Origin of the sequence: Actinocrispum wychmicini (genome assembly GCF_004345645.1) — a bacterium.
Lineage (GTDB): Bacteria > Actinomycetota > Actinomycetes > Mycobacteriales > Pseudonocardiaceae > Kibdelosporangium > Kibdelosporangium wychmicini.
Map to the genome: position 1 here is coordinate 830,691 of NZ_SLWS01000001.1, position 23,961 is coordinate 854,651.

At 65.7% G+C, this 23,961-nt stretch carries 22 protein-coding genes, 1 tRNA gene and 1 pseudogene; 14 read left to right on the top strand and 10 right to left on the bottom strand.

The features are described from left to right. Positions 1 to 28 precede the first annotated feature (28 nt). On the top strand, positions 29 to 607 hold the full coding sequence (locus EV192_RS04210; RefSeq protein ID WP_243726619.1) for a TetR/AcrR family transcriptional regulator: 579 nt from the start codon (positions 29 to 31) through the stop codon (positions 605 to 607). On the opposite strand, the gene EV192_RS04215 is transcribed toward EV192_RS04210, so the two are convergent. From EV192_RS04215 to EV192_RS04225, 3 genes are all read right to left on the bottom strand, one after another. Further along, positions 574 to 1,194, bottom strand: coding sequence for a response regulator (locus EV192_RS04215; RefSeq protein ID WP_207925876.1), 621 nt, complete (start codon positions 1,192 to 1,194; stop codon positions 574 to 576). The genes EV192_RS04210 and EV192_RS04215 overlap by 34 nt on opposite strands. Continuing rightward, positions 1,191 to 2,150 (bottom strand): sensor histidine kinase, encoded by a 960-nt coding sequence (locus EV192_RS04220; RefSeq protein ID WP_132111258.1) that lies wholly within the window; start codon positions 2,148 to 2,150, stop codon positions 1,191 to 1,193. Before EV192_RS04220 ends, EV192_RS04215 begins: the two co-directional genes overlap by 4 nt. 98 nt (positions 2,151 to 2,248) lie before the next feature. Next, positions 2,249 to 3,292, bottom strand: a complete 1,044-nt coding sequence (locus tag EV192_RS04225) for an aldo/keto reductase (RefSeq protein WP_132111260.1) — start codon at positions 3,290 to 3,292, stop codon at positions 2,249 to 2,251. Positions 3,293 to 3,368: 76 nt separating this feature from the next. Here EV192_RS04225 and EV192_RS04230 point away from each other — a divergent pair, with 76 nt between their 5' ends. Further along, positions 3,369 to 3,929, top strand: coding sequence for a TetR/AcrR family transcriptional regulator (locus tag EV192_RS04230; RefSeq protein ID WP_132111262.1), 561 nt, complete (start codon positions 3,369 to 3,371; stop codon positions 3,927 to 3,929). On the opposite strand, the gene EV192_RS04235 is transcribed toward EV192_RS04230, so the two are convergent. After that, positions 3,919 to 4,602, bottom strand: coding sequence for a TenA family protein (locus EV192_RS04235; RefSeq protein WP_341770839.1), 684 nt, complete (start codon positions 4,600 to 4,602; stop codon positions 3,919 to 3,921). The two genes, EV192_RS04230 and EV192_RS04235, sit on opposite strands and share 11 nt — an antisense overlap. Before the next feature lie 97 nt (positions 4,603 to 4,699). Between EV192_RS04235 and EV192_RS04240 the strand changes: the two genes are divergently transcribed. The 3 genes from EV192_RS04240 to EV192_RS04250 all read left to right on the top strand — a co-directional run bounded on the left by EV192_RS04240 (position 4,700) and on the right by EV192_RS04250 (position 7,711). Next, positions 4,700 to 4,903 carry a hypothetical protein gene (locus tag EV192_RS04240; RefSeq protein ID WP_132111264.1) on the top strand — a complete coding sequence of 68 codons (204 nt, stop codon included), beginning with the start codon at positions 4,700 to 4,702 and terminating at the stop codon, positions 4,901 to 4,903. A gap of 419 nt (positions 4,904 to 5,322) precedes the next feature. Then, a complete protein-coding gene (locus EV192_RS04245; RefSeq protein WP_165960201.1) occupies positions 5,323 to 6,747 on the top strand; it encodes a purine-cytosine permease family protein in 1,425 nt (474 codons plus the stop codon). A 10-nt stretch (positions 6,748 to 6,757) separates the two neighbouring features. Then, complete coding sequence (locus tag EV192_RS04250) at positions 6,758 to 7,711, top strand: nucleoside hydrolase (RefSeq protein ID WP_207925877.1); 954 nt, start codon at positions 6,758 to 6,760, stop codon at positions 7,709 to 7,711. Here EV192_RS04250 and EV192_RS04255 read toward each other — a convergent pair. Next, the gene (locus tag EV192_RS04255) at positions 7,683 to 9,959 is read right to left on the bottom strand and encodes an ATP-binding protein (protein WP_207925878.1); all 2,277 of its coding nucleotides are present in this window, start codon (positions 9,957 to 9,959) and stop codon (positions 7,683 to 7,685) included. The genes EV192_RS04250 and EV192_RS04255 overlap by 29 nt on opposite strands. A gap of 109 nt (positions 9,960 to 10,068) precedes the next feature. Further along, on the bottom strand, positions 10,069 to 10,533 hold the full coding sequence (locus tag EV192_RS04260; RefSeq protein ID WP_132111270.1) for a SixA phosphatase family protein: 465 nt from the start codon (positions 10,531 to 10,533) through the stop codon (positions 10,069 to 10,071). Between the two features lie 139 nt (positions 10,534 to 10,672). On the opposite strand from EV192_RS04260, the gene EV192_RS04265 reads away from it, so the two are divergent. Next, complete coding sequence (locus EV192_RS04265) at positions 10,673 to 12,010, top strand: zinc-dependent metalloprotease family protein (RefSeq protein WP_132111272.1); 1,338 nt, start codon at positions 10,673 to 10,675, stop codon at positions 12,008 to 12,010. 12 nt (positions 12,011 to 12,022) lie between these two features. Here the strand turns inward: EV192_RS04265 and EV192_RS04270 are convergent, their stop codons facing one another. The 3 genes from EV192_RS04270 to EV192_RS04280 form a co-directional block, all read right to left on the bottom strand. Continuing rightward, positions 12,023 to 12,526, bottom strand: coding sequence for a DinB family protein (locus EV192_RS04270; RefSeq protein ID WP_132111274.1), 504 nt, complete (start codon positions 12,524 to 12,526; stop codon positions 12,023 to 12,025). A 31-nt stretch (positions 12,527 to 12,557) separates the two neighbouring features. Further along, positions 12,558 to 13,196: a methyltransferase domain-containing protein gene (locus EV192_RS04275; RefSeq protein WP_132111276.1), complete on the bottom strand. Its 639-nt coding sequence runs from the start codon at positions 13,194 to 13,196 to the stop codon at positions 12,558 to 12,560. Between the two features lie 134 nt (positions 13,197 to 13,330). Beyond that, positions 13,331 to 14,521: an FAD-dependent monooxygenase gene (locus tag EV192_RS04280; RefSeq protein ID WP_132111278.1), complete on the bottom strand. Its 1,191-nt coding sequence runs from the start codon at positions 14,519 to 14,521 to the stop codon at positions 13,331 to 13,333. 83 nt (positions 14,522 to 14,604) lie between these two features. On the opposite strand from EV192_RS04280, the gene EV192_RS04285 reads away from it, so the two are divergent. The 8 genes from EV192_RS04285 to EV192_RS04330 all read left to right on the top strand — a co-directional run bounded on the left by EV192_RS04285 (position 14,605) and on the right by EV192_RS04330 (position 22,787). After that, positions 14,605 to 15,183: a TetR/AcrR family transcriptional regulator gene (locus tag EV192_RS04285; RefSeq protein WP_132111280.1), complete on the top strand. Its 579-nt coding sequence runs from the start codon at positions 14,605 to 14,607 to the stop codon at positions 15,181 to 15,183. Between the two features lie 39 nt (positions 15,184 to 15,222). Further along, positions 15,223 to 15,295, top strand: a tRNA-Lys gene (locus EV192_RS04290). 453 nt (positions 15,296 to 15,748) lie between these two features. Beyond that, positions 15,749 to 16,363 carry an NYN domain-containing protein gene (locus EV192_RS04295; RefSeq protein WP_132111282.1) on the top strand — a complete coding sequence of 205 codons (615 nt, stop codon included), beginning with the start codon at positions 15,749 to 15,751 and terminating at the stop codon, positions 16,361 to 16,363. Positions 16,364 to 16,376: 13 nt separating this feature from the next. Continuing rightward, positions 16,377 to 17,981, top strand: a complete 1,605-nt coding sequence (locus tag EV192_RS04300) for an N-6 DNA methylase (protein ID WP_165960202.1) — start codon at positions 16,377 to 16,379, stop codon at positions 17,979 to 17,981. A 2-nt stretch (positions 17,982 to 17,983) separates the two neighbouring features. After that, positions 17,984 to 18,616 (top strand): restriction endonuclease subunit S, encoded by a 633-nt coding sequence (locus EV192_RS04305; protein ID WP_132111286.1) that lies wholly within the window; start codon positions 17,984 to 17,986, stop codon positions 18,614 to 18,616. A gap of 976 nt (positions 18,617 to 19,592) precedes the next feature. Then, positions 19,593 to 20,747, top strand: a complete 1,155-nt coding sequence (locus EV192_RS04320) for a DUF262 domain-containing protein (protein ID WP_132111292.1) — start codon at positions 19,593 to 19,595, stop codon at positions 20,745 to 20,747. Then, on the top strand, positions 20,744 to 21,847 hold the full coding sequence (locus EV192_RS04325) for an AAA family ATPase (RefSeq protein WP_132111294.1): 1,104 nt from the start codon (positions 20,744 to 20,746) through the stop codon (positions 21,845 to 21,847). The genes EV192_RS04320 and EV192_RS04325 overlap by 4 nt, the downstream gene beginning before the upstream one ends. Beyond that, entirely contained in the window at positions 21,831 to 22,787 is a 957-nt protein-coding gene (locus tag EV192_RS04330; RefSeq protein WP_132111296.1) for a hypothetical protein, read from the top strand. Before EV192_RS04325 ends, EV192_RS04330 begins: the two co-directional genes overlap by 17 nt. 48 nt (positions 22,788 to 22,835) lie before the next feature. Here EV192_RS04330 and EV192_RS57285 read toward each other — a convergent pair. Further along, a pseudogene (locus EV192_RS57285) lies at positions 22,836 to 23,613 on the bottom strand (hypothetical protein). Positions 23,614 to 23,961 lie beyond the last annotated feature (348 nt).

The following is a 23,961-nucleotide window of genomic DNA, read 5'->3' on the forward strand; positions in this document are numbered from 1 at the left end:
CCACATGGTACATGTACCATGTGGTCCAGTGAACGCGAAAGAACGCCTGCTTGCCGCCGCCGTCGACTACGTCGCCGAACACGGGGTCGGCGACCGGAGCCTGCGGCAGATCGCCGGTGCGCTCGGCACCAGCCACCGGATGCTCATCTATCACTTCGGCTCGAAGGAAGGGCTGCTGGTGGCGATCATCCGGACGGTGGAGGCGCGCCAGTTGGAGATCATGGCCAGCATGGCGGCGGTGCCGGGCGAGTCGCCGGGTGACGCGGCCCGGCGCTACTGGCAGGGGCTCGCCAACCCGGCGCTGTGGCCGAACGAGCGGCTCTTCTTCGAGGTGTACGGCCAGGCCCTGCAAGGCCGCCCCGGAACCACCCACCTCCTGAACGACATCGTCGACTCGTGGGTGAAGCCCCTGACAGCGATGATCGTCTCGCACGGCTTCAGCGAGGCGGACGCCATGGCGCACGCCCGCCTCGGCTTGGCCGTCACCCGCGGTCTGCTGCTCGACCTGCTCGCGACGGGGGACCGCGCGGCGACCGACGCGGCGATGGACAAGTTCATCGAGATGTACGAAGGTCAGCTGCCTGGCCGCGCCAACCCGCTCTCGTAGGCGAGGACGGCCGCGTGCGTGCGGTCCCTGGCGTTGATCCTGGTGAACAGCCGGGACACGTACGTCTTGACCGTCGCCAGGGTCAGGTCGAGCTCACGCGCGATCTCCGAGTTCGTCCGGGCCCGCGCGATCAGTTTGAGCAGCCGTACGTCCTGGTCGGACAGTTCAGGCAGCCGTGCCCCGGGAATGCCGACGGTGTTCAGGAGCCGCCGCGTCACCGACGGCGACAGCAGCGCGCCACCCTCAGCGACCGCACGAACGGCCTCGACGACACGCTCCGGCGGCGCGTCTTTCACCAGGAACCCGCTGACCCCGGCCCGCAGTGCCGCGTGCACGTTCTCGTCGTGGTCGAACGTGGTGAGGATGAGGACCCGGGACTCGATCCGCCGGGCCGCCGTGATGCCGTCGACACCGGGCATCTGGATGTCGAGCAGAACCACGTCCGGCCGGTCGACCCGGGCCGCGCTGATCGCTTCCTCGCCGCTGGCCACCGCGCCCACCACGGTCATGTCCGGCTCACTGTCGATGATCATCCGCAAACCCATGCGCGCGATTGGCGAGTCGTCGCAGATCAGTACGGTGATCACGCCGGGAACACCGCCCGCACCGACCAGCCGCCGTCGGGAGCTGGACCGGCCGTCAGCTCACCGCCGGCGAGGCAGGCCCGTTCGCGCATCCCTTTCAGACCGTGCCCGAACTCCGCCGACCCACCGCATCCGTCGTCGTCGACGCGGACCTCCACCACGTTCGGCAGGTAGCGGACGTACACCCGAGCAGTCGCCGGTCCCGCGTGCCGCAGCACGTTCGTCAACGACTCCTGGACGATCCGGTAGGTCGCCAGGTCCACGTCCAGCGGCAGCACCCTGGCCTCCCCGCTGATGGTGACCTGGACCGGCAGCCCGGTCCTGCGGATCCGATCGACCAAAGTGGACAGATTGGCGAGGGTCGGTCCGCGCAACGAGTCGACCAGCGCCCTGGTCTCGGCCATGCCCTGCCGGCCGGCCTGTTCGATCTCGGCGAGCACCGCGACGGCCGCGGCCGGATCGGTTCGCGCGGCCCGGCGCCCGCCACCGGCGAGGATCACCATGCCGCTCATCGTGTGCGCCAGCATGTCGTGCAGTTCCCGCGCGATCCGCGTGCGTTCCTCGGCCGTTGCCTGTGTCCTGGCCTGATCCTGCAGAACCCGGTGGTACAGGCCGAGAGCCCAGGCTGAGCCGAGGTAGCCCACCATGGTCACCACGGCGAGCATGACGCCGCCTTGGGATTTCTCCTCGGTAACCGGCACCATCGCGGCCAGCACCGCCACTGCGACGACGATCACCGCGACACCGGTGATGTTGGCGTGCCGGCGCGGGGCATAGGCCGGCACGCCGTACAGCGCGATCCACGCGACGAACACCAGCCCCAGCCCCGAGTCGAGATGCCAGAAGACCGACGCCACCAGGGCGGGCGCGATCGTCGCGAGCACCAGGACCGGACGCCGGCGCCGCCAGATCAACGGCACACACCCCAGGACCATGGCACCCAAAGCGAGCCAGGACATGCCGCAACGCTAGGTCGATCGGCCGCGGTTGACTTCCGGGAGATACCCGGGTCGATCACCGGCCCGACCCTGAGGCGGCATGGCCGCCCGACCCGGTGTCAGGGCTGGGAACGGATGTCCAGGTCCGGGATGAACGGCAGCTGCGGCCAGACCGACCGGTCGTACAGGTTGTACGGGTGGTGCGGTTCGGGCTTGCTCAGTTCGGTGAGCTCGTCGTGCGGCACGTCGAAGTCCAGTGCGCCGAGGTTGTCGTCGAGTTGCTTGCGGGTGCTGGCGCCGATGATCGTGGACGTCACCGTCGGGCGGTTCGCCACCCAGTTCAGCGCCGCCTGGGCCGGCGTGCACCCGACCTCGCCGGCCACTTTCACCAGCTGGTCGAGGATGGCCCACTTCTGGTCGCCGTGCCGCTGGCGCCGGAAGTGCTCGAACCGGGTGAAGCGACCGTCGCCGCTGAGCCTGCCGTCCTCGGCCCGGGTGTACTTGCCGGTCAGGAAGCCGCCGCCGAGCGGGGACCACGGGATCAGGCCCATGCCCATGTCCCGCATGGCGGGCACGTGTTCCCGTTCGATGTTGCGCTCGACCAGTGAGTACTCCATCTGCAGCGCGTTCACCGGCTCGAGGCCGCGGCTGACGGCCAGGGTGTGCGCCTTGGCCGCGTACCACGCGGGCACGTCGCTGAAGCCGACCGCGCGGACCTTCCCGGCGCGCACCAGGGTGTCGAGAGTGGACACGATCTCCTCGACCGGGGTGTACGTGTCCCAGAAGTGCAACCAGTACAGGTCGATGTAGTCGGTGCCCAGCCGGCGCAGGGAGGTGTCCAGCGACCGCAGGATGTTCTTGCGGCCGTTGCCCCAGCCGTTCGGGTCGGTGGCGTCGACCGCGCCGGTGAACTTGGTCGCCAGCACGATCCGCTCGCGCGACCCGGTCTCGGCGAGGAACTTCCCCAGCAGTTCCTCGCTGGCGCCACCGGCGTAGTTGACGGCCGAGTCGACGAAGTTGCCGCCCCACTCCAGGTAGCGCTGGAAGATCGCGCGGGACGTGTCCTCGTCGCTGCCCCAGTCGGGCGCGCCGAACGTCATCGTGCCCAGGGCGAGCGGGGAGACTCGCAGACCTGTGCGGCCCAGCAGGTGGTAGTGCGTCATGACCTGACCTTCGCCGAGGGTGAACCTACAATCGGGGGAACCGTGCCGATATCCCACGATACGGAGGATCCTCCGGTTGTCAACCGAGTCCGCTCGCCCGCAACGCGCCGACGCCCGCCGCAACCGTGCGCGGGTGCTGGCGGTCGCCCAGCAGGTCTTCGAGGCCGAGGGGCTGGGGGTCACAGTCGACGATGTGGCGCGGCGGGCAGGTGTCGGCGTTGGCACGGTCTACCGGCACTTCCCCACCAAGGAAGCCCTGTTCGAGGCGATCGTGGCGGCCCGGGTGGCGCAGCTCGCGCAGGACGCCAAGGCGTTGGCGGCGGCCGACGACCCCGGCGCCGCGTTCTTCGACTTCTTCGAGATGATGATCAAGAAAGTGGCGCTGAACAAGGCGTTCGGCGAGGCGCTCAGCGCGGCCGGGCGCGACCTGAGCGAGATCTCCCGGACGTCCGGCCAGATGGTCCAGGAGGCACAGGCCCTGCTGTTGAAGCGCGCTCAGGACGCCGGTGCCGTGCGGGCCGATCTCACGCCGGCCGAACTCAAGGCGGTGGTGGTCGGCATCGTCACGATGGAACGCCACCTGGACGGTGAACCCGGCCGGCTGACCAAGATCGTGCTGTCCGCGCTCAGAACTTAGTGTCCGCCAACGTGTTCCAGAACATCAGCTCGTATTCCAGCAGCAGCTTGCCGTGCCGGCGTGCCTCGTCCGGACGCCAGCCGGTGTCGAGCGCGGCCTGGATCGCCGCGAGCGCGTGCTGCTCGGGCTCTGCCACGGGGGTGGCGAAGAAGTCGAAGAACGCGGCGCCATGGTCGTCGAAACCGTAGTTCGCGCGCAGTGACTTCGCGATCTCCGCGCAGAACTCGCCGAACGCGGCGAAGTTCGCGAACAACGCGAGCACCGCGTCGACCGGCTCGGCATTCAGGGCGAGCGAGGCCACATATGCCGCATACGCCTGACAACCGGCCTGTGATTCATATGAACTTTCGTCGAACTTGGCCGCGTCGATCAACGGCTGTACGAGGTCCAGCGCGAGCCCCTCGCCGCCGGCGAGCCCGCTGAAGAACTGCCGCGCGCCCGGCTCGGTGGCCCGCGCGGCCAAAGTGAGGAATGCCCGCCAGTCGCTTTGGATGATCCAACGTTCCTCGGCGGCCAACGCGCCGATCACGGCCACTGGCGCGGCACCTTCGGCCAGGTGCGCCAAAAGGCGGTTCGCGCCGGTCGGAGGGGTGAGATCGTTCTGCAATTCGGACAAAACTGCACGTGCGGAAGACGTCACGGGGCTAACGTTACGCGAATACTGAATGGTCATTGTCACGCCGGGGGCGGCGTAAGGATGTAGGTTCGCCGCACGTCTCTGTGTCGACCTGGGGGTCAACCTGAGAAGGTGAGCAGACGTAAGGAGAGACATGGACCTACACGACCTGGTCGCGGCGCAGGTCGAGCGGGCGTGGCAGGCCGAGGTGGCGTACGACCGGCTCGTCGCCGACCGCGGCATCAGCCCTGACCACGCCGGCCACCTGCTGCGGTTCGCCGTACAGCGGATCGCCGAGGGCACAACGTCCACGATGGACCCGTACGCGCTGGCCACCACGTGGCTCAACGCCCGATGAGGACAGTCGGGCGCGCGCAAACGTTTGCACTTGTGTCGGTGTGACGTTGGCGTTCTTTCGCCACCCGTTCCGCCGTTTGCCGGAACCTGTTAACAGACAAGAAGATCGATCCCACGATGCGATCGTCGCTCGCTGTTACGCCATTCGTGTCGGCACCGACGTCCGAAGTGGTCCCTCCGGGTCAAGCCGTTGCGGCGTTCGAGCCAGTCATCGATCGCGGACCCCGTTGTCGCGCCTGACAGGCACATGATCGCGTGTGTCCGCGTCAGTCCCTCCACCAGCACGACCCCTAGACATGCTGCTGTTCTGACGCGGACACGCCTGTTACGTTCCGTACGCCTCAACGATTGACTGTGGCGCCCGCGGTTTGCAGAGGTGACTTGTCGACTCTTTTGGGAGACACCGTCAGGAGGGCCTTGGTGGTCGAGCTCGCGGAGACTGGCTGGCGGATCGAACAGAAGGGCATCGACTGGGTCGGCGAGGGCGAGCGCCACGGCCGGCCGCCGGGCTTGTTCTGGCCGTGGACCGCGGCGAACTTCAGCTTCTTCACCGTGGCGTACGGCGTTTTCGTCGTCGGTCTTGGACTGAGCCCTTGGCAGGGGGCCATCGCCGTGCTCATCGGGCTCGCCCTCTCCTACCCCGTCGTGGGTCTGGTCGCACTGGCGGGCACGCGCGGCGGCGCGCCGACCATGACGCTCAGCCGGGCCGCGTTCGGCTACCACGGCAACAAACTGCCCACCCTGTTCGTCTACCTGTCGCTGGTGGGATGGGAAACAGTGAGCGTCACCCTCGGTGCGCTCGCCACCCGCACGATCCTCAGGCGGATCGACCCGGCCCTGGCCACCACCCAGATGATGGTCGTCGGCTTCCTCGTGACGGTCGCACTGGTCATGGTCGTCGCGATCTACGGCTACGACGTGATCCTGCGCGTGCAGAAGTGGATCACGGTCGCGGTGGCGGTCGCGGTGGTTGGCTACCTCGTGATCATCGTCCCGGACCTGGACTTCAGCAGCACCGCCAACGGCGGCGGCTTCGCGCTGATGGTCGGCGGGGTCACCCTGGTGGTCGCCAACGGCATCGGCTGGACACCCGGCGGCGCCGACTACAGCCGCTACACCAAGGGCTCGCCGAAGTCCGTGGTGTGGTGGACCACGTTCGGCGGCGCCACCGCGCCCGGCCTGCTGATGCTCTTCGGTGTTCTGCTCACCGCGGGCGACCCGAAGCTGGCCGGGGCCGCGGCGGCCGACCCGATCGGCGCGTTCGCCACCGCCCTGCCGACCTGGTTCATGATCCCGTTCCTGCTGGCCACCATCCTCAGCGTGGTCGCGGGCGCGGTGTTCAACCTCTACAGTTCGGGCCTGAACCTGCTCGCGCTCGGCGTGCGGATCCCGCGCTGGGCGGCGGTCGCCGTCGACGGCGTGCTGATGGTCCTCGGCGGCATCTACCTGATCTTCGTCTCGCCCAGCTTCTTCGCGCCCGTCCAGTCGTTCCTGATCGTGATCGGCGTCATCATCGCCGCCTGGTCCGCGATCTTCGTCACCGACCTGTTCCTGCATCGCAAGAACGGTTACGACAAGGACGCGCTGTACGTGCCCGCCGGCTACGGCGGGATCAACCTCGCGGGCGTGGTGTCGCTTGTGGTCGCGATCGTCGTCGGCCTCGGCCTGGTGACGTCGGCGGACGCGAACATCAGGTCCGTCCTCGGATACCTGCTGACACCGTCCGCGGCGGCCGGCAGCGTCGGCGCGAGCAACATCGGCGTGGCCGTCGCGTTCGTCATCGGCGCTGCTCTGTACGGGTTGCTGAGCACGACACTGCTGCGTCCGGCGGAGCGGTCTGGTTGAGTCGGGTCTCGTGCGCATCATCCTGGACACCGACCCGGGGATCGACGACTCGCTCGCCATCCTCTACCTGTCCGCCCAGCCGGACGTCGACATCGTCGCCGTCGGCAGCGTCCATGGGAACGTTCCCGCGCCGGTCGCCGCCGCGAACGCCTTGCGCGTGCTCGACGTAGCCGGGCTGGATGACGTGCCGGTGGCCGTGGGTGCGCACAGACCCTTGGCTCAGGAACTGCGCACGGCCGAGTTCGTGCACGGCGACGACGGGCTGGGTGGACACGCGGGACCGCCATCACCGCGTGCTGTCGTCGACTGCTCCGCGGCCGAACAGCTCGTCCGGTTGGCGCGGGCGAACCCCGGCGAGCTGTCCGTCCTCGCGCTGGGTCCGTTGACGAACATCGCGCTGGCCGTCCTGCTCGAACCGCGGCTGCCGGAACTGCTCGAATCCCTGGTCGTGCTCGGCGGGGCGTTGGGCGTGCCCGGCAACGTCACCGCGCACGCGGAGGCGAACATCTGGCACGACCCGGAGGCCGCGGATCTGGTCTTCGACACCGGCTTCGACAATCTCACCCTGGTCAGCCTGGACGTCACCGAGACCGCCCGCGCCGACTCGGCGTGGCTGGACAGCCTGGCCCAGGTCGCCAGTCCCCGGGCGCAGTTCGCGAGCGCCCTGCTGGACCACTACGCGGCCTTCTACTCCAACATGTTCGGCGTCCGCGTCGCGACCATGCATGACCCGTTGGCGGCTGCGTTGCTGTGTGACCCGTCCCTGGCTACGTACCGGGAAGTCGCCGTGTCGGTCGAAGTCCACGGCACGTACACGCGCGGGCAACTCGTCTCGGACTGGCGTTCGATCGCCGACGACAGCCACATCGAAAGCGAAGCCGGACGTGGCCGCCGTCCGGTCCGCGCGGCCGCGGCCGTCGACGCGGAGGAGTTCCTCACCCGGCTGTTCGAGGCGTTGAAGTGAGCAGCTGACGGACGTCCTCGGCGCGTGGATCGTCCAGTTCGGTGAAGATCGCCAACGCGTGCCGCCAAGCCTCGCGCGCCGCGACCGGGTCGCCCGTCGCCAGCAGCACCCGGCCGCGGCTGTGCTGCGTCTCGGCCTCACCCCACCGGTCGCCGATCTCCCTGCGGGTGGTCAGTGCCTCCTCGAAGCTGGTCAGCGCGTCCTGCGGGCGGCTCATCCTGGCGAACGTGTCGCCGAGTTTCACCAGCGTGTAGCCCTCGCCGTGCCTGTCATGGATGTCACGGAAGATCCGGAGTGCCTCGTGCAGCTCGGTCAGCGCCTCGTCGAACCGGCCGAGTTCGCGGTACGAGTCGCCGAGGCTGGCGCGGGCGATGCCCTGGCCGTGCCAGTTCGCCACCGTGATCGCCTCGTCGTCGCCGTGTTCGCGTTGGACGTCCTCGCGGATGCGGAGCGCTTCGGTGAACCGGGACACCGCCGAGGAGTAGCGGTGCACATCGCATTCCACGAAGCCCAGCGCGGTCACCGTCCAGGCCAATCCGACCAGGTCGTCGATCTCCTTGCGGATCTCCAACGCCTGTTCCAGGTGTTCCCGGGCGTCCTTGAACCGGCGCAACTCCCGGAAGCCGTGGGCCACGTTGTTCAGCGTCCACGACTCGCCGAACTTGTCCCCGATCCGCCGCGCGCCGGCCAGGCCCAGCTCGTGCGCGCTGATCCACGCGGTCCACCGCTTGCGCAGGAACACGTAGTTCCAGCAGCCGACCGGGATCTTCCACGCGATGGCGTCCTCGCCGAACTCCAGCGCCAGCCGGGTGGCGGCGATCAGGTTCGCCATCTCGTCCTCAAGCCAGGCCAGCGCTTCGTCGTAGTCGGCGAACTCCAGGAGTGGCAAGGAGAACTGGGACGGCTCGATCGGCGGGTCGAACCGCTGCGGGGACAAGGTGTGGTTGGCCGCGTAGGCGGTGTGCAGATACCAGTGCAGAACCCGTTTCACCGCAAGGTTTTGCTCAGCCTGCGGCTCCTCGTCGTGCGCGCGTTCGGCCGCGTACACGCGAAGCAGGTCGTGGCATCGGTAGCGCTCGGCGCCGATGCCCTGCAACAGATGCACGCTCACCAGCCGGTCCAGCAGCCGTCGGGCCTGGGTCGTGGTCACGCCGGTGAGCGCGGCGGCCGCGTTGACACTCAGGTGCGGGCCGCGATGCAGGCCGCACAGCCGGAACATCCGCGCCGCTTCGCCGGAAAGGTCGCGGTAGGACCAGGAGAACACCGTTCGGACCGCGATCGAGTCCTCAGTGGACAGAATGTCGAGCCGTTCCTCCTCGGCGCCCAGCTCCTCGGCGAGCTCGTCCACCGAGTGGTGCGGGTGCGTCGCGACACGTTCCGCGGCGATCCGCAACGCCAGCGGCAGATACCCGCAGCGCCGTGCCAGCCCGGCCGTGCCCTCGGGCTCGTCGTCCGCGCGCTCCTTCCCGATCACGGTACGCAGCAGCGCGATGGACTCCTCTTCGCTCAGCGGTCCGAGGGTCATCCGCTGGTCCTGGCGCATCTGCAGGCCGGACAACCGCCGCCGGCTCGTCACGATCACCCCGCACCCCGGCGCGCCCGGCAGCAACTGTTCGATCTGCCGCGAGTCGTGCGCGTTGTCCAACACGAGCAGGATCCGGCTCCCCGCGAGCAGCGAGCGGAACAACGCGGCGCGCTGGCCCGTGCCGGACGGGATGGCGCTCGCGCTCGTCCCCAACGCGACGAGGAACTCCTCCAGCACCACGTCCGGCCGGGACGGCTGCGCGTCCGGCGAGTATCCGTGCAGGTCCACGTACATCTGGCCGTCCGGGAACCGCTCCTTGACCTGGTGCGCGAGCCGCAACGCCAACGCGGTCTTGCCCACCCCGGGCGGCCCGTCCACGGCGACGATCCACGGCGCACCCGGTTCCTCGCCGACCATCGCCACGTCCAGCTGATGCAGGTGGTCCTCGCGGCCGACGAACGTGGCAGCGGCCGCCGGCAGTTGGGCCAGCCGCGGCAGCCCCATCGACGTGGACAGCGCGACGAGCTTCCCGCCCGCTTCCAGCACGTCGTCGCACCGGCGCGCCAGTTCCGCGGTCGGCGGCTTGTCGCCGGTCTCCACCTTGCCGATGTAGCCGCGGGTGTAGTTGACCAGTTCGGCCAGCTTCTGCAGGGAGAGCCCGCGTCGGGTGCGCAGCCGGCGCAGTTCCCGGCCGAACGGCGAGCTGTCGTCCCCCAGCTTCACCTGTGGCATCCCGAACCCAATCCGTAGCGCTCCTCCGGCAGGATTTCAGGGCCAACCCCACCTGGACAAACCCGGATGATCAGCGTCGCTCGAACGGAGTAGCCGGGGTCTATCCGCGCGGGGTTGCCACCGTGACCAGGCGACCCCAGCCGTGGCCGGCGGACGCCCAGGACAGGTCGCTTTCGACGACCGCGATGGACGAGGTCCGGAACTCCGGCCGGTCGCCGGTGAGCAGGTCGACCAGGTCGGTCAGGTCCGGGTTGTGGCCCACCACCAGCGCTGTCCCGACGTCCGGCAGTTCGCGCACGACGTCGAGCAACGGGCCGTAGTACATCTTGGACGCCTCGTGCACCAGAGGCGCCTTGGTGAGCTGGGTGGACGCGTTCTCCCAGGTCTGGCGGGCCCGGCGGGCGGGCGAGCACATCACCACGTCCACGCTCGGGACGTGCTCGTTCAGCCATCTGCCGGCCGCCGGGGCGTCCCGCAGGCCGCGTTCGCCCAACGGTCGCTCCAGGTCCGGCACACCTTCCGGCCACGCCGACTTCGCGTGCCGCAGGACAACCAACGTCACCACGCTGTGGAGATTAGCCGCCCACCGCGCGCATCAGCCCGCTGAGGGAGTCAGTCCGTTCGGACGGTAGTCAGATCGGCCAGTTGTTTGTACTTTGGGCGCCCGGTACACCCATTTGGGTTAACTCCAAGGAGTGGTCTGGTTGTCCTTCCCTGCACGAGTCATCGCCGTCGCCGCCGTCCTCGCGGTCGGCGCCGTCGTGGCCCCTGCCGCCTCCGCCGACCCTCTGTTCGACCAGCCACGCCCGTTGTCCGAGGTGTCGCCGTTGGTCGCCGCGATCGTCAACGACCTGCCGATCGCCCAGGTGCGCCAGATGGCCAGGAGCGACCACTTCCAGGTCGACGAGCACGGCCGGATCCGGTCGGTCGAGAAGCACGCCGCCCCGACCGGGAAGACAGCCCGTTCGTCGTTAGCCGTGCCGCCGGGTACGGACGTGTTCAAGCTGCACAGCCGTCCCGGCTCGAACCGCACGATCTACCTGGACTTCAACGGCCACACCGTCCAGGGGACCGCGTGGAACGGCGGAGCCCTCATCAACGCGCCGGCCTGGGACGCCGACGGCGACCCGAGCACCTTCAACGCCGCCGAACGCGACACGATCTACCAGGCGTTCCTGTCGGTGACCGAGGACTACAAGACGTTCGACGTGGACGTGACCACCGAGGAACCCACCGACGACCGCCTCGACCGCGCCGACACCAACGACCAGGTCTACGGCGCCCGCGCGGTCATCACCCCCACCGACGTCACGAACTGCGGCTGCGGCGGGCAGGCGTACATCGGCACCTTCAACCAGGCCGGCAACCACGCCAAATACCAACCCGCCTGGGCGTACGCGAACGGCTCCTACGACGGCAAGTCGATCGGCGAGATCGTCGCCCACGAGACCGGCCACAACCTGGGCCTGTCCCACGACGGCCAGACCGGCGGAGTCGAGTACTACGGCGGCCACACCAACTGGGCCCCGATCATGGGCGCCGGCTACGGCCAACCAGTGACCACCTGGAGCAAAGGCGAATACACCAACGCCAACAACAAAGAAGACGACCTGGCCGTCATCCCGCAACACGGCGCCGTGACCCTGCCCGACGACTACCCGGACGACCCAGCGAACGCGGCGCCGCTCACCGCAGGCACCCCGGTCAACGGGCTCATCACCACCGACGCGGACGTCGACGTCTTCGCCATCGACCACCCCGGCGGCACCCTGAAAGCAGCAGCGGTCCCCGCCGAATTCGCCCCCGACCTGGACATCAAGATGACCATCCGAGACGCGTCCGGCACCATCGTCGCCACCGTCGACCCACCGGTGCACCGCGTGTCCGAGACCAAGGCCGACGGCCTGGACGCCCACTTCGCCCAGAACCTGCCCGCCGGCCGCTACACGATCCAAGTGGAAGGCACCGGCTACGGCGACCCAGGCAAAGACGGCTACACGGGCTACGCCAGCATCGGCGACTACACCCTGACCGCGGAGTAGCGGTCACGGCCCCTAGATTCCGGTCGTCCCGTCAACGCGTTCCCGCAACAGGTCGGCGTGCCCATTGTGCCGTGCGTACTCCGCGATCATGTCCACCAACAGCCACCGTAAGGAGAACGGCTCACCCGTGGAGCGGCGGATGCCTGTGTCGTCCAGGGAAGCCGACGCCACGATCTCCCGTGACCGCGCGCATTCCGCCTGCCACAGGGCGAGTGCTTCGGCGGGATCCCCGGCCAGGTCGTCGAAGTCCTGATTCGGGTCGTCGTCCGAGTAGTGCAGCGTCGGCACGTCCTCGCCGAGGAACTGTTGGCGGAACCACCAGCGTTCCACCCCGGCCAGATGTCGGGCCAACCCGTGCAGGCTCAGCCCGGACGGCGGCACTCCCCGCACCGACATCGCCTCGGCCGGCACCCCCGCGCACTTCAGCGCGAACGTCTCGCGGTGCCAGTCGAGGAAAGCCGTCAGTACTTCCCGCTCGTCGCCGAGTCGGGGCAGGGTGATCCGGGAGTCCGTCATGCCCGGAGCATCGCACCCGCCACCGACAGTTTCAGGTCAGTTGGTACACGTTGGTCAGTCCGAACGGCGACCCCTCGACGCGCCGCCGGGCATGCCGCAATGTGCGCAGCAGTTGGGCCCGCCCGGTGTCCAGCACGGTCTGCTGCTCGACCGGGTTGTAGTAGATGATCTTGAGCTGCCGGGGATTCCGGTCGAGCGTGGCCACCAGCCGGTCGATCACGGACGTGAAAACCGTTCCCTGGAACGGGTTGTTGAAGAACACCACGGTCACGTCATCAGGGATCTCGAACGTGAGCGCGTCGCCGTGCACCAGCCTGATGTCGTCGCAGCGCAACCGTTGCCGGGTGTTGCGCACGTTGGCCTCGGCGATTTCGTGCAGTTGCTCGGACAGTTCGATTCCGTACACCCGTCCGAACGGGAACCGGGCCGCTTCGAGGACCATCCGGCCCATCCCGGAGCCGAAGTCCACGAACACGTCCGTCGGTCCGATCTCCTTGCGGGACAGTGTCCTGCGCAGGATCCGCCAGCTGGCGGGCACGTAGTAGCCGCGGCCTTCGGCGGCGATACCGAGCTGGTCGAGCTCGATCAGCTCAGCGGTCCGCACCCCGTACCGGCGTTCATAGGCGAGCTGGCTCACAGTTCGCCGAAGTAAGTCGTAGGGACCTCGCACCTGATCCTCCCCGGGCTCACTGTCCACTTCATGTCGAAGGGTCCGGTTCGATCTGAGATGCGTTACAGATCAACTCGTTCGGGCCGCTGCCCGGCGGGGACTTTCACCCGTTCTGGGCAACAGTTCGTCGCTGCTTAGGCCGCTCGCGTGAATGCGGCGTAGTCCTTGAGCCTGATGGTGTTGGCGGCCTTCAGGGCGACCTTGGTGAAGAACCCGCTGAACGGCTTGAGCCGCAGCAGCCGGTAGTTCCAGTTGCGGAACCTGATCATCGCGTTGCTGCCGGGCACGAGCCACATCCCCGCTCCCGCCGCCTGGGCGTGGCAGGCCTTGATGTAGCCGCGCATCTCGTCCTCGTAGCGCGCGAACGCGGTCTGGTGGTCGACGGCGGACGCCAACTCGCCGGCCAGCACGTAGGCGCCGACAAGCGCCAGGCTGGTGCCCATTCCGGACAGCGGCGACGCGCAGTACCCGGCGTCACCCAGCAAGGCGACGCGTCCGTGCGTGAAGTGCTCCATCTTGATCTGGGTGATCGAGTCGAAGTAGAAGTCGGGCGAGCGCCGGATCTCGTCGAGGATGCGCGGCACCTCCCAGCCCTCCCCGGCGAAGGCCGTGTTCAGGAGTTCCCGCTGCCGTGCGGTGTCGCGGCGGCCGTAGTCCAACTCGTCCGCGGTGAAGAACATCAGCGCCTTGGCCTCGGTGTTGCCGCGCGCCGGGTACATCCCGGCCATCCGGCCCGGCGTGTTGTGGCACCGGCCCCGGTACTCCAGGCCCAGGTAGTTGGCGACAGTGCTGACCGACACGTACATCCCCAGGTGGTGCGCGAACTTCTCCTCCGCGCCGAAGACCAGGGACCGCACGTTGGAGTGCACGCCGTCGGCGCCGATCACCAGGTCGAACTCGCGCGGCGCACCCCGTTCGAACGTGACGGCCGCACCGTGCCCGGACTGCGTGATGCTGGTGATCGAGTCGTTGAAGATGTACTCGACGTCGTGCCGGGTCCGTTCGTAGAGGACCTTGACCAGGTCGCCGCGCAGCACCTCCAACTCGCCGCTGAACACCACGGGCGGCGTGCTGCCGACCCGTTTGCCCGCGCTGTTCACGTAGTCCATGTCGCCCATCTGCGTGGCGTACTGCTTGACCTCGTCGAGGATGCCCATCCGCGCGAGGGCCTCAAGTGCGGCACCACGGAAGTCCACCGCGTAACCACCTTCACGTGGCGCGGGTGCGCGCTCCACAACCGTCGGGTTGAAGCCGTAGCGGCGGAGCCAGAACGCGAGTGCGGGGCCGGCCACGCTGGCGCCGCTGATCAGGATGTTCTTGGTCATGACGGAACTGTACAACTGTATTAGGCGATCGCGCAAGGCGTTCGCCTAAGGCGGTCGTGCAAAGATCGGCTACCCTGGTCGACATGGGAAACCGCGAGGACCTACTGGCCGGCGCCAAGCGCTGCCTGTACGAGAAGGGCTACGCCCGCACGTCCATCAGGGACATAGCCACCGCGGCGGGGGTCAGCATGGCCGCCGTCGGCTACCACTTCGGCTCCAAGGAAGCCCTGCTCAACGAGGCGTTCCGGCAGGCCAACATCGAATGGGCGGACGACATCGGCGCGGCCCTCACCTCAGCGGGCGACGCCCCCGACCGCTTCGAACAGATCTGGACCCGCATCATCGAGTCCTTCGCCGCCCACCGGGCCCTCTGGGCGGCGAACTTCGAAGTGATCGGCCAGGTCGACCACCTGCCCGAAATCCGCGAGGACCTGGTCCGCGACCTCGCCGACGCCCGCCAAGGCCTCGCCTACCCCTTCGAGAACGACCGCGACCCCACCCCGGACGACCGCACCAGATGGGCCATGGGCTCGGTCTACCAAGCCCTCCTGACCGGCCTGATGGCCCAACTCCTGATCGACCCGGACCACGCCATGACCGCCCACGACCTGGCCATCGCCCTGAAAGCCATCGGCGCCGGCATCCCACCGACCAGTCCATGAAAATCAGCTGGGCCCCACTAGGTACCCTGTCCTCAGCAGGGGCCTCTAGCTCAATTGGCAGAGCAGCGGACTTTTAATCCGCGGGTTCGGGGTTCGATCCCCCGGGGGCCCACAACGTTTCACAACCCGAACTCTGGGCGGTTTGGACGGGCACCAGCGATACGTTGACTCTTCGTTACGGAGACTGTCTCGATCAGTGCGCCAACCAGGAGCTTTGGGAGCGGGCGATCACGACGACCTTCTCCAGATAGGCAACCTCCTCGTGACCTAGCTCTCCACCCAGGCAGGGCCGAGCCGCATACCGGCGGCTGGCCTGTTACTGGATCCGCCCGACGAGCAGTGGTGATGAAACTCAACCACGACGGTGGTTAACAAAACTCCGTGTACTGCAGTGCGCTTGCGTAGAGCATGTGTCTGATCTATGGTTGGTCTCGCGCCGGTATGGAGTGTCGACTGCCGCAAATAGAGACGGCCCCGTTGCCGGGGCCGTCGGGCCAGGGCTGCTCACCCTGGCGTGGTGTGTCTTCAGCATACCTCATGATCAACCCATGCAGAGAGGTGTGCCGTGGTCCGCGTCGCTGTCTACGTCGACGGCTTCAATCTGTACTTCGGCCTGCGCGCGAAGTATGACCGCAAGTACCTGTGGCTCGACCTGCAGACACTGGCGGCAAGCCTGTTGCGGCGCGATCAGACTTTGGAGCAAGTCACGTACTTTACCGCGCGCGTTCGTAACGACCTGCAGGGTGAGCAGCGACAGTCCGACTACCTTGATGCTCTCCGAGAGCGCAGCCCGCTAGTAGAGATCAAAGACGGCCGTTTTCAGGAGAAGAGCAGACGGTGCCATCGATGCGGCAGCGCGTGGTCGGTCTTCGAGGAAAAGGAGACCGATGTCAACATCGCCGTTGCGCTGCTGGCCGACGCCGTGCGGGACTGTTTCGACACTGCGCTTGTAGTCTCGGCCGACAGCGACCTGTGTCCTGCCGTTCGGGAAACGAAGAACCTGTTCCCAATGAAACGGATCATCGCGGCCTTCCCACCCAGCCGACACTCCGCTGAACTGAAGCGGGTGGTCGACGGTTTCATGTTCATCGGCGATGACAAGATCCGTCAGGCTCAACTGCCGGATGAGGTCGTCACCAAGGCCGGCATCATTCTGCGGCGACCGAAGCACTGGTCCTGAGAGGACTGTCGACATGCCCGATCGCCAGGTGAGTATGTCCGACGTTGCTCGGCAGTTGGAAGTGACGCTTTCTGCGGTAAGTAACTGGCGCCGTCGGCATCCGTCGTTTCCCTCGGCGGAAAAGGTGAATGGTCAGGAAATGTTCTTGGTCCGAGAGATCGTCGACTGGCTCGACGGCCGGAAGATCTCGAAGAAAGACCTCAAGCCCGGTGAATTGCCAGGTACTACCTACGGAACCCGGTTTCGCGGAGCTATGAGGATCGGGCACGCATCCCACGTCGCGATCGCTGACGCCTTGTGGGATGAACTCATCCAGTTCCGCGGAGCCGAGGACGTCGCCATGTTCGCCGATCTCGTGTTGGGCCTGCTCTACCTTGCAGTGTCGAATGACCGCCATTGGAACGATATCGTAGCGACCGAAGGTTCCCGGCGCTTGCAACTCATGGAACTGGCGGCGTTGGATCACAGGCCCGTACTTCATGTCCTTCACCGTGCCCGTAGCTCGTTCTTCAATGACACACGCGGGGAAACTCGGCTCACTGAAATCATTCGACTGGTTGAGCGGATGCGCCGGTCTGGTCAAGGTCCGGACATGTTCGAATTCCTGTTGAATCAGTTCGCGGCTGCGGAGGGGCGGCGGGGCTCAGGTGTGCACACACCTGCAGCACTGGTTCGGCTTCTCGTGGAGTTGGTCGCCCCTGCGCCAGGAACCAGCGTGTTCGATCCCTGCTGCGGTTCCGGGGGCTTTCTGCTCGGTGCCGCGAAGTACATCGCAGCGCACGCTGGGCATGACTTCGACGCGTCTTTCACCGGTCATGCCCTCTCTGAACGTTCCGCGTCTTTGGCTTATATGAACTTGCAACTTCACCACGTCCCAGCCGATGTCGACATACGTGCAGACGCTCTCTTCCGCAATGATGGAATGCTGATCGCGAACGAGCGTTTCGACGTGGTCCTGTCGAATCCTCCGTTCGACCTAAAGGAACCGATGTGGTCAGCGTCTGTGTCGGAGCTACACGGTCGTTACGGTACCCTCCCGAAAAAGAGGACCAACTTCGCCTGGTTGCAGTACGTGATGTCCTCACTCACGAATAGTGGCAGGGCTGCTGTGGTTATGCCGGGCGGCACGCTGTTCAGGGGAGGCGCGGAAGGTCAGGTCAGAGCCAATATGATTGAGGAGGGGGTCGTCGAAGCGATCATTGCACTTCCTTCACAGATGTTCGTTTCGACTGGTATTCCTGTCAATGTGTGGTTGCTGCGTCCATCCGAGCGGCGTGAGGGCGAGATTCTCCTCATAGACGCGAGTGATCTCGGACATCTGACCAGTCGCACGCAGCGGAGCCTGTCTGACGAGGACCAGAGCAGGATTGGGGACACTGTCAAGCAGTGGCGAGCGGGAGACGGGTACGAGAACGTGCGGGGATTCTCGGCGTCGGTCGTCGTTCAGCGCATCCGCGAGCAGGACTATGTGCTGACGCCTGCCAGGTATGTGGGCACGAGCGTCGAACTCAACCCGCCTCTCAGATCGGTGCGTGAACTTCGGGACGACCTCGCTCGCCTGGAGCGTCGTGCAGCAGCAGCGGACGCAGCAGTCGAGCGGCAACTTGACAGGATTTAGGCATGGATTCGCTGATCGGTGAGGTCCCCGATGTTTGGGCGGAATGCCGACTCGATGAGGTTTGTGACATTCTAGCGGGACCGTCCACCGCACTGGCCAACGTCAAGGAACGCGGATCAACGGATGTCCCGGTTGTCATGCCGAGGGACCTGCGGAACAACAGGATCGCCGATGACTGCGCTGCGGGTGTCACACAAGAAGCTGCCCGTGAGTTGTCGCGTTACCACTTGCAAACCAACGACATCGTGTGCTCCCGTACGGGTCATCTTGGTCGTCAGGCGTTGGTGGGTGCGAATCAGCGCGGTTGGTTAATTGGTTCAGCGTGCCTTCGTCTTCGGGTACGCCGAATGGTCAACGCGCCTTACCTCGTCTACTACCTTGGTCATCCAGCCGTTCAAGGCTGGATTATTCGGAACACGAGTGGCGCGGTGATTCCTAGTCTCAGCACAAAGATGCTCGGCTCACTGCCCGTGGTGGTCCCGCCTGCAGTTGTTCAGACTGGCACGGCTGACATACTCGGTGCACTAGACGAAAAGATCATCGTCCACGAACAGATCAGTCGAACTACCGCAGCCTTGCGTGATGCGGTACTAGTGCAGTTGCTGGCTGGGGGTAAATCCGGTCAATTCGATTGACGGCACGACAGCCGCGACGAACATGCGCCGAGCGAGTCTTGGGGACGCCCGGGCATCAGCTACGCGGACGCCGGCGGGCTCGAATAAGTCGAATCGCGATCTTCGAGTTCATCGAAGGGTTCTACAACCGTCGTCGTCGACATTTCGCGCTAAACTGGATGAGCTCCGTAGAGTTCGAAACGTGACTCGCCCATCGAGCCTATTCTCCTCAACGCCGAGTCAGTGAAACGGGGCAATATCAGGTGGGAGTTGGGTTCAGGCGAGCTCAGGCAGAGTCTGCTTTCGGGTGATTGATCTGATGGGCACGGCGCGGTGTCGATGTCTTCGGTCAGGTTTGGTGTCTTGTGACTGTTGTGTGTGATGAATCTGCGGCGACCGAGACCGAGCGTCATGCGACGTCGTCGAGGCGCCGCCGGGTAGTGGACAGGTTCGTCGTGGACGGGGTGGGAACCGTGGCGATGACGGGCGAGCATTACGAACAGGCGGTCAACGCATTGGCCACGCTGATCGTCCGCTGGGCCGCGGACCTAGAGCAGAGCAGTGCTCGTCCTGGTCAGGCTGACTCTGACTAACGCGTCAGCGCTCAGTTCGAAGGCTGACGTCACCCCCTGGTGCTTGCGCCGTACGGACTCTGTCGGACGGCGCCGAACGCCCACCGGTCGGATCGTGATCTCCGGACCGTCGACAAGGACAAGAGAGTTCGGGTTGTGCCACGTTGGGCCCACAACGTGGCACAACCCGAACACTCGGCGGTTTGGACAGGGACCAGCGATCCGTGCCCGTTTCGTTATGAAGCTGGGCCGCTTAGTGATCGTGTCCACGCACGGCGCCGGTCCTGATGGTGCGGTGTTCGTCCGTGGCGGCCAATCCCCGGCGGACTGGCTCAGCGGCATGTCGAGCGCGCACCTCCTCATCCCTGAGCTCTGGGCCTGCTTGTCGACGGGATGCGGACTACGTGGCGCCGTAGGATGCCGCCATGGTTCCGGAGAACACCCACGTGGTGCCAGATGTCGTCGAAGACGTTTTCGAGGGTCAAGCCACTGGGGTGGAAGTCGAGCAGACCAGCACGGATGAAGCCAAGATCGAACGTCCCTGGAACCCTGAGCACATCCGGGTAACGACTAGTGCCTTCTCAGTCCGCAATATCCTCGACCAGATCGACGAGGGGGCGCTGGAGCTCGCGCCAGACTTCCAACGAGGGAAGGTGTGGCGAGCGGAGCAGAAATCCCTGCTCGTAGAGTCCCTGTTGCTTCAGATCCCGTTGCCCGCGTTCTACTTTGCCGAAGACGCTGACGGCGTATTCCACGTGGTCGATGGACTCCAGCGGCTTTCCACCTTGCACGCCTTTGTGCGCGGCCCGAAGTTCGCGCTCCGCGGTCTCGAATATCTCCACGATGCAAACGGACGCCAATTCGACGAGCTGGATATGCAGTGGCAGCGTCGGGTCAATAACACCCAACTAGTCGTCAATGTCATTGATCCGACAACACCAACAGATGTGATGTATGACATCTTTAAACGGATCAATACCGGTGGAACTCCACTCAACGCCCAGGAGATCCGGCACTGCATGAGCAAGCCGCGGAGCCGCGCGATCCTTAAGCAAATGACCCATACTTCAGAGTTCTCCCGGGCGACCAACGGACTCACCGATCACATCCGGATGAACGATCGAGAGATGGCCCTCCGCTTCGCTGCTTTTTATATCCTGGGCTTGGACGAGTACATGGGGAACCCTGCGATGGAGAGCTTCCTCATGCGCGCTACGCAACTGTTGGACGATCCTGCTGAATTTTCTGACGACAAAGTCGAGCAGCTCAAGTCCGCATTCGTCAATGCTATGTCCAATACCTACCTGGTATTCGGCGAGCACGCGTTCAGGAAGTGGGCCACACACGCCACTGGTCGCAGCCCGATCAACCGGGCACTATTCGAGACATGGTCGATTGCGATGGCTAAGCATGACGCCGATGACCTCGTGGAGCGGAGAAAGGACATCGTCTCTGCGGCGCGGGAACGAATGACATCCGATATCCAATACTTGGATTCCATCACGTCCTCAACCGCCGACCGTCGACGCGTGTCGTACCGCTTTAATGCTGCCGACAAAGATGCGAAGGCGGGATTGTGATTCACTCCCTGAAGATCGCCAATTTCAAGTGCTTCACCGAGATATCATTGGCAATGCGACCTTTGACCATCCTCGCAGGCGTTAACGGCGGCGGTAAGAGCACATTGCTCCAGTCATTGCTACTTGCACGTCTGGCATCGACATCTGGACAGGCGGTTCGGCTGAACGGTCCATATGAGTTGGCTCTGGGAACCGCCGCTGATGTCCTCAGCCGGTCCGCACGGGAATCCGAGATCACAATTTCGCTCGGCGGCGCAACCGCCGAGGACTGGTGGGACTACCGGTTGTCGGCTCCCACCGACGAGGAAGCCCTATACCTGGACATCGTGGGCGTTCCGGACCGTCCGGCGCCCGGTATAGGCAACGCGCCGGGTGGCTTCACCTACCTGGCTGCTGAGCGTTTGGGCCCTAGGGACGTCCTGTCCGTCTCTGCAGAGGAGCCCGATGATATCGGTGTGGGAGTCCACGGCGAGTTCACGGCACAGGTCCTCGCACTACGCGAAACAAGGTCGGTCAGCGCTCGCGGTACGGTGCGCGAGGTGCTGCGGCACCCTCAGACCGCGAGTCCGCAGTTGCGACTGCAGGCCGAGGCATGGGCGTCGGACATCATCCGGCCGGTGCGCATCACCGCCCAGCTCTCTTCGGGCGTTCTGGCAAGCACGATCCGTTTCCAGGAAACCGACCGATTCGCGGACGTGATCCGCCCCGTCAACACTGGGTTTGGCGTTTCGTATACCTTGCCGATAATCGTTGCTGGCCTGTTGGCGCGGGAGGGCGACATTCTTCTCATCGAGAACCCTGAAGCACACCTGCATCCGGGTGGCCAATCCCGCCTGGGGCGCTTCCTCTCCAAAGTCGCGGGAAGCGGAGCGCAAGTTATTGTGGAGACGCACAGTGACCACGTGCTGAACGGAGCACGACTGGCCGTGGCTCAGGACAACGCCCTGGACCCGTCCGCAATGATCGTGCATTACTTCGACCACGAGGGCACGACATCGATCCACGTCAACCAGCGCGGTGAACTCGACGCCTGGCCTGCGGGCTTCTTTGACCAGATCGAGAGTGATTTGGGGGTGCTCGCACGTGCGCGGCGCCGATGACCAGTACCGCGTGGTTGTGGACGAGGACAGCCTCGATTGGCGAGGCCGAACGGATATCACCCTGGTCGACGCCGTCGACGACCTAGCGGACCTGCTGGAGCCGTTAACAACAGGCAAGCAGGTCGCGCTGATGGACCATGCCTACGACGTGGAGTGCTGGGAGTCAGTCCGACTTTTCGAGCTCTTCTACACCCGCGACACCCACGTACCCCGCGACTCCCGCGTGCGCCTCGCCACTCTGCTGGACAAATGTCATTTGGTCCGGCCTGAGGAGGATGACCTACCGCAGTACGTCGAGGTTGGCGGCAGCATTGCGGAACGGTCATTCGGCTTCTGTCACGCGCTTGCACTCGTCTCGACAGGGCGAGCAATGTCGTGTTTGATCGCTTCACCTGAGATGAAGATCGCCGGATGGACCAAGGTCAGACGAGAAAGGGATACCGAGGACCTTGACATCCACCTGTTGACCGCCCCCGCCCAGTTGCCAGAATTCTGGCGTGGCGTGATGCGGCGGGACAGAGTTCCTGAATCACTGTTCTTCGCAATGGCGACGCGAGCCTTTCCTGGGCTGATCTTCGCAGAATCACTCTCCTTCGGCCGCTTCAAAGGTTCACACGAGGACGTCCTTCCCTGGCTGATCGATCTTCTCGCCAAGATCAACGACCACTTCGCCTCCTCCATTGCCCGCCATCGCGGCGACAGGAACAAGGTGATCCAAGAATTCGCCACTCACGGAGTTGCCATCTCTCCAGAAAGCCCACTGACGCACAAGGACAACCAGGCTTGGGGGCAGCGGTTGGTGACGCACGAGGGCGAAAGCTACCGGTGCGAGTGGCACGGGAAGCGAGTCTGGGATCGTGATCGAGTCCACTTCTCATTGCCGATCGAGAAGTATCAGAATCGCGTGCTGATCGGAATCTTTGTCGATCACCTGGACTGATGCCCGAACGAGACTCAAACCGGGCCGTGCGACGGCAAGAGTCCGACGTCAACCGGCTGCCGCGTCAACCAAACTGGAGGGCCGTCGTGCCCGGTCCGCCCTGATCATGGAGACGAGCATTCGCGAGCGGGCAGCATCGATGCGCAACTGCTTACGGGGAGTATCGGCGGAGATCGGTCGTTGACGCTCGGCCCAGTGACGAGCATCTTCCTGCCGGGCCGCTCGATCAGAGCGTCGTTGACAGCCGAGGATCTCGATGCCTCGGCGTCACCGGCTTCGAACAGCACTGCACCCAGCAATGGTGTCGTCGAATCTGCGGCTATGTCGTCCTCGGCAGCCGCAACAGCCTGGGCAGAAGGGCCATCAGCTTCCTCGCAACCGTGAGGTACGTCGACATCGATCGTCTTGGCCCCAGAAAGGCCGATAGTTATGGCCTGCAGCAATCCAGGGCCGACTTCGGCCCAACCGATGAGCAGGAGTGGGCCGACGGCGTCGAGTGCGGCCTTGCCAAAGTCTCCGCGACGATCGGGTCTGCGATGTTCAGGGTAAGGGTGGCGAGGCTGGCGAAGATGAGCAGTCGGCGGCCTGGTCGGAGTTGGTCCGGCGTTGCGCCGTGGATGGCGAGGTGTCGGGTGCCGAACAGGAGGCCGAGGATGGACAGGTCGACTGCGGGTGCGACCAGGGGCGCGACCCAGATGGGCACGCCGAGTCGCAGGGCGAGGTTGAGCACGTTGCCGAAGCCGAACAGGAAGGTCAACCCGACGACCGTGCCCATGGTTACCGTCACGGCCCGGACGACGACGGGCTGGTCAGCCGCCGGCCGCATGCGCGTGGCGAGCTCGACGGTGGCCATCAGGCGTCACCGCCGCCCTGCCGCTCGACCTGCGCAACTTCGGCTGGAAGCCGTCGGATGCCGACCGGCTGGATCGGGATCTCAGGGGCCTTCGACGAGGACCAAAGAGTTCGGGTTGTGCCACGTTAGGCCCATCCGTCTGGCCGGACCCTGCTCAGTTGCTGCGCAACTTTCGCCGGGTCCGGCTGGGTGTCTTCTGGGGGCTCCGCCCCCAGACCCCGCCCGGGGGCTCCGCCCCCAGACCCCGCCCGGGGGCTCCGCCCCCAGACCCCGCCCGGGGGCTCCGCCCCCAGACCCCGCCCGGGGGCTCCGCCCCCAGAC

Coding starts and splice junctions, on each gene's coding strand:
- EV192_RS04220 (WP_132111258.1), bottom strand. CDS start 2,150: ATGTCCTGGCTCGCTTTGGGTGCCATGGTCCTGGGGTGTGTGCCGTTG.
- EV192_RS04225 (WP_132111260.1), bottom strand. CDS start 3,292: ATGACGCACTACCACCTGCTGGGCCGCACAGGTCTGCGAGTCTCCCCG.
- EV192_RS04235 (WP_341770839.1), bottom strand. CDS start 4,602: ATGACCATTCAGTATTCGCGTAACGTTAGCCCCGTGACGTCTTCCGCA.
- EV192_RS04240 (WP_132111264.1), top strand. CDS start 4,700: ATGGACCTACACGACCTGGTCGCGGCGCAGGTCGAGCGGGCGTGGCAG.
- EV192_RS04270 (WP_132111274.1), bottom strand. CDS start 12,526: ATGACGGACTCCCGGATCACCCTGCCCCGACTCGGCGACGAGCGGGAA.
- EV192_RS04280 (WP_132111278.1), bottom strand. CDS start 14,521: ATGACCAAGAACATCCTGATCAGCGGCGCCAGCGTGGCCGGCCCCGCA.
- EV192_RS04285 (WP_132111280.1), top strand. CDS start 14,605: ATGGGAAACCGCGAGGACCTACTGGCCGGCGCCAAGCGCTGCCTGTAC.
- EV192_RS04300 (WP_165960202.1), top strand. CDS start 16,377: ATGCCCGATCGCCAGGTGAGTATGTCCGACGTTGCTCGGCAGTTGGAA.
- EV192_RS04305 (WP_132111286.1), top strand. CDS start 17,984: ATGGATTCGCTGATCGGTGAGGTCCCCGATGTTTGGGCGGAATGCCGA.
- EV192_RS04320 (WP_132111292.1), top strand. CDS start 19,593: ATGGTTCCGGAGAACACCCACGTGGTGCCAGATGTCGTCGAAGACGTT.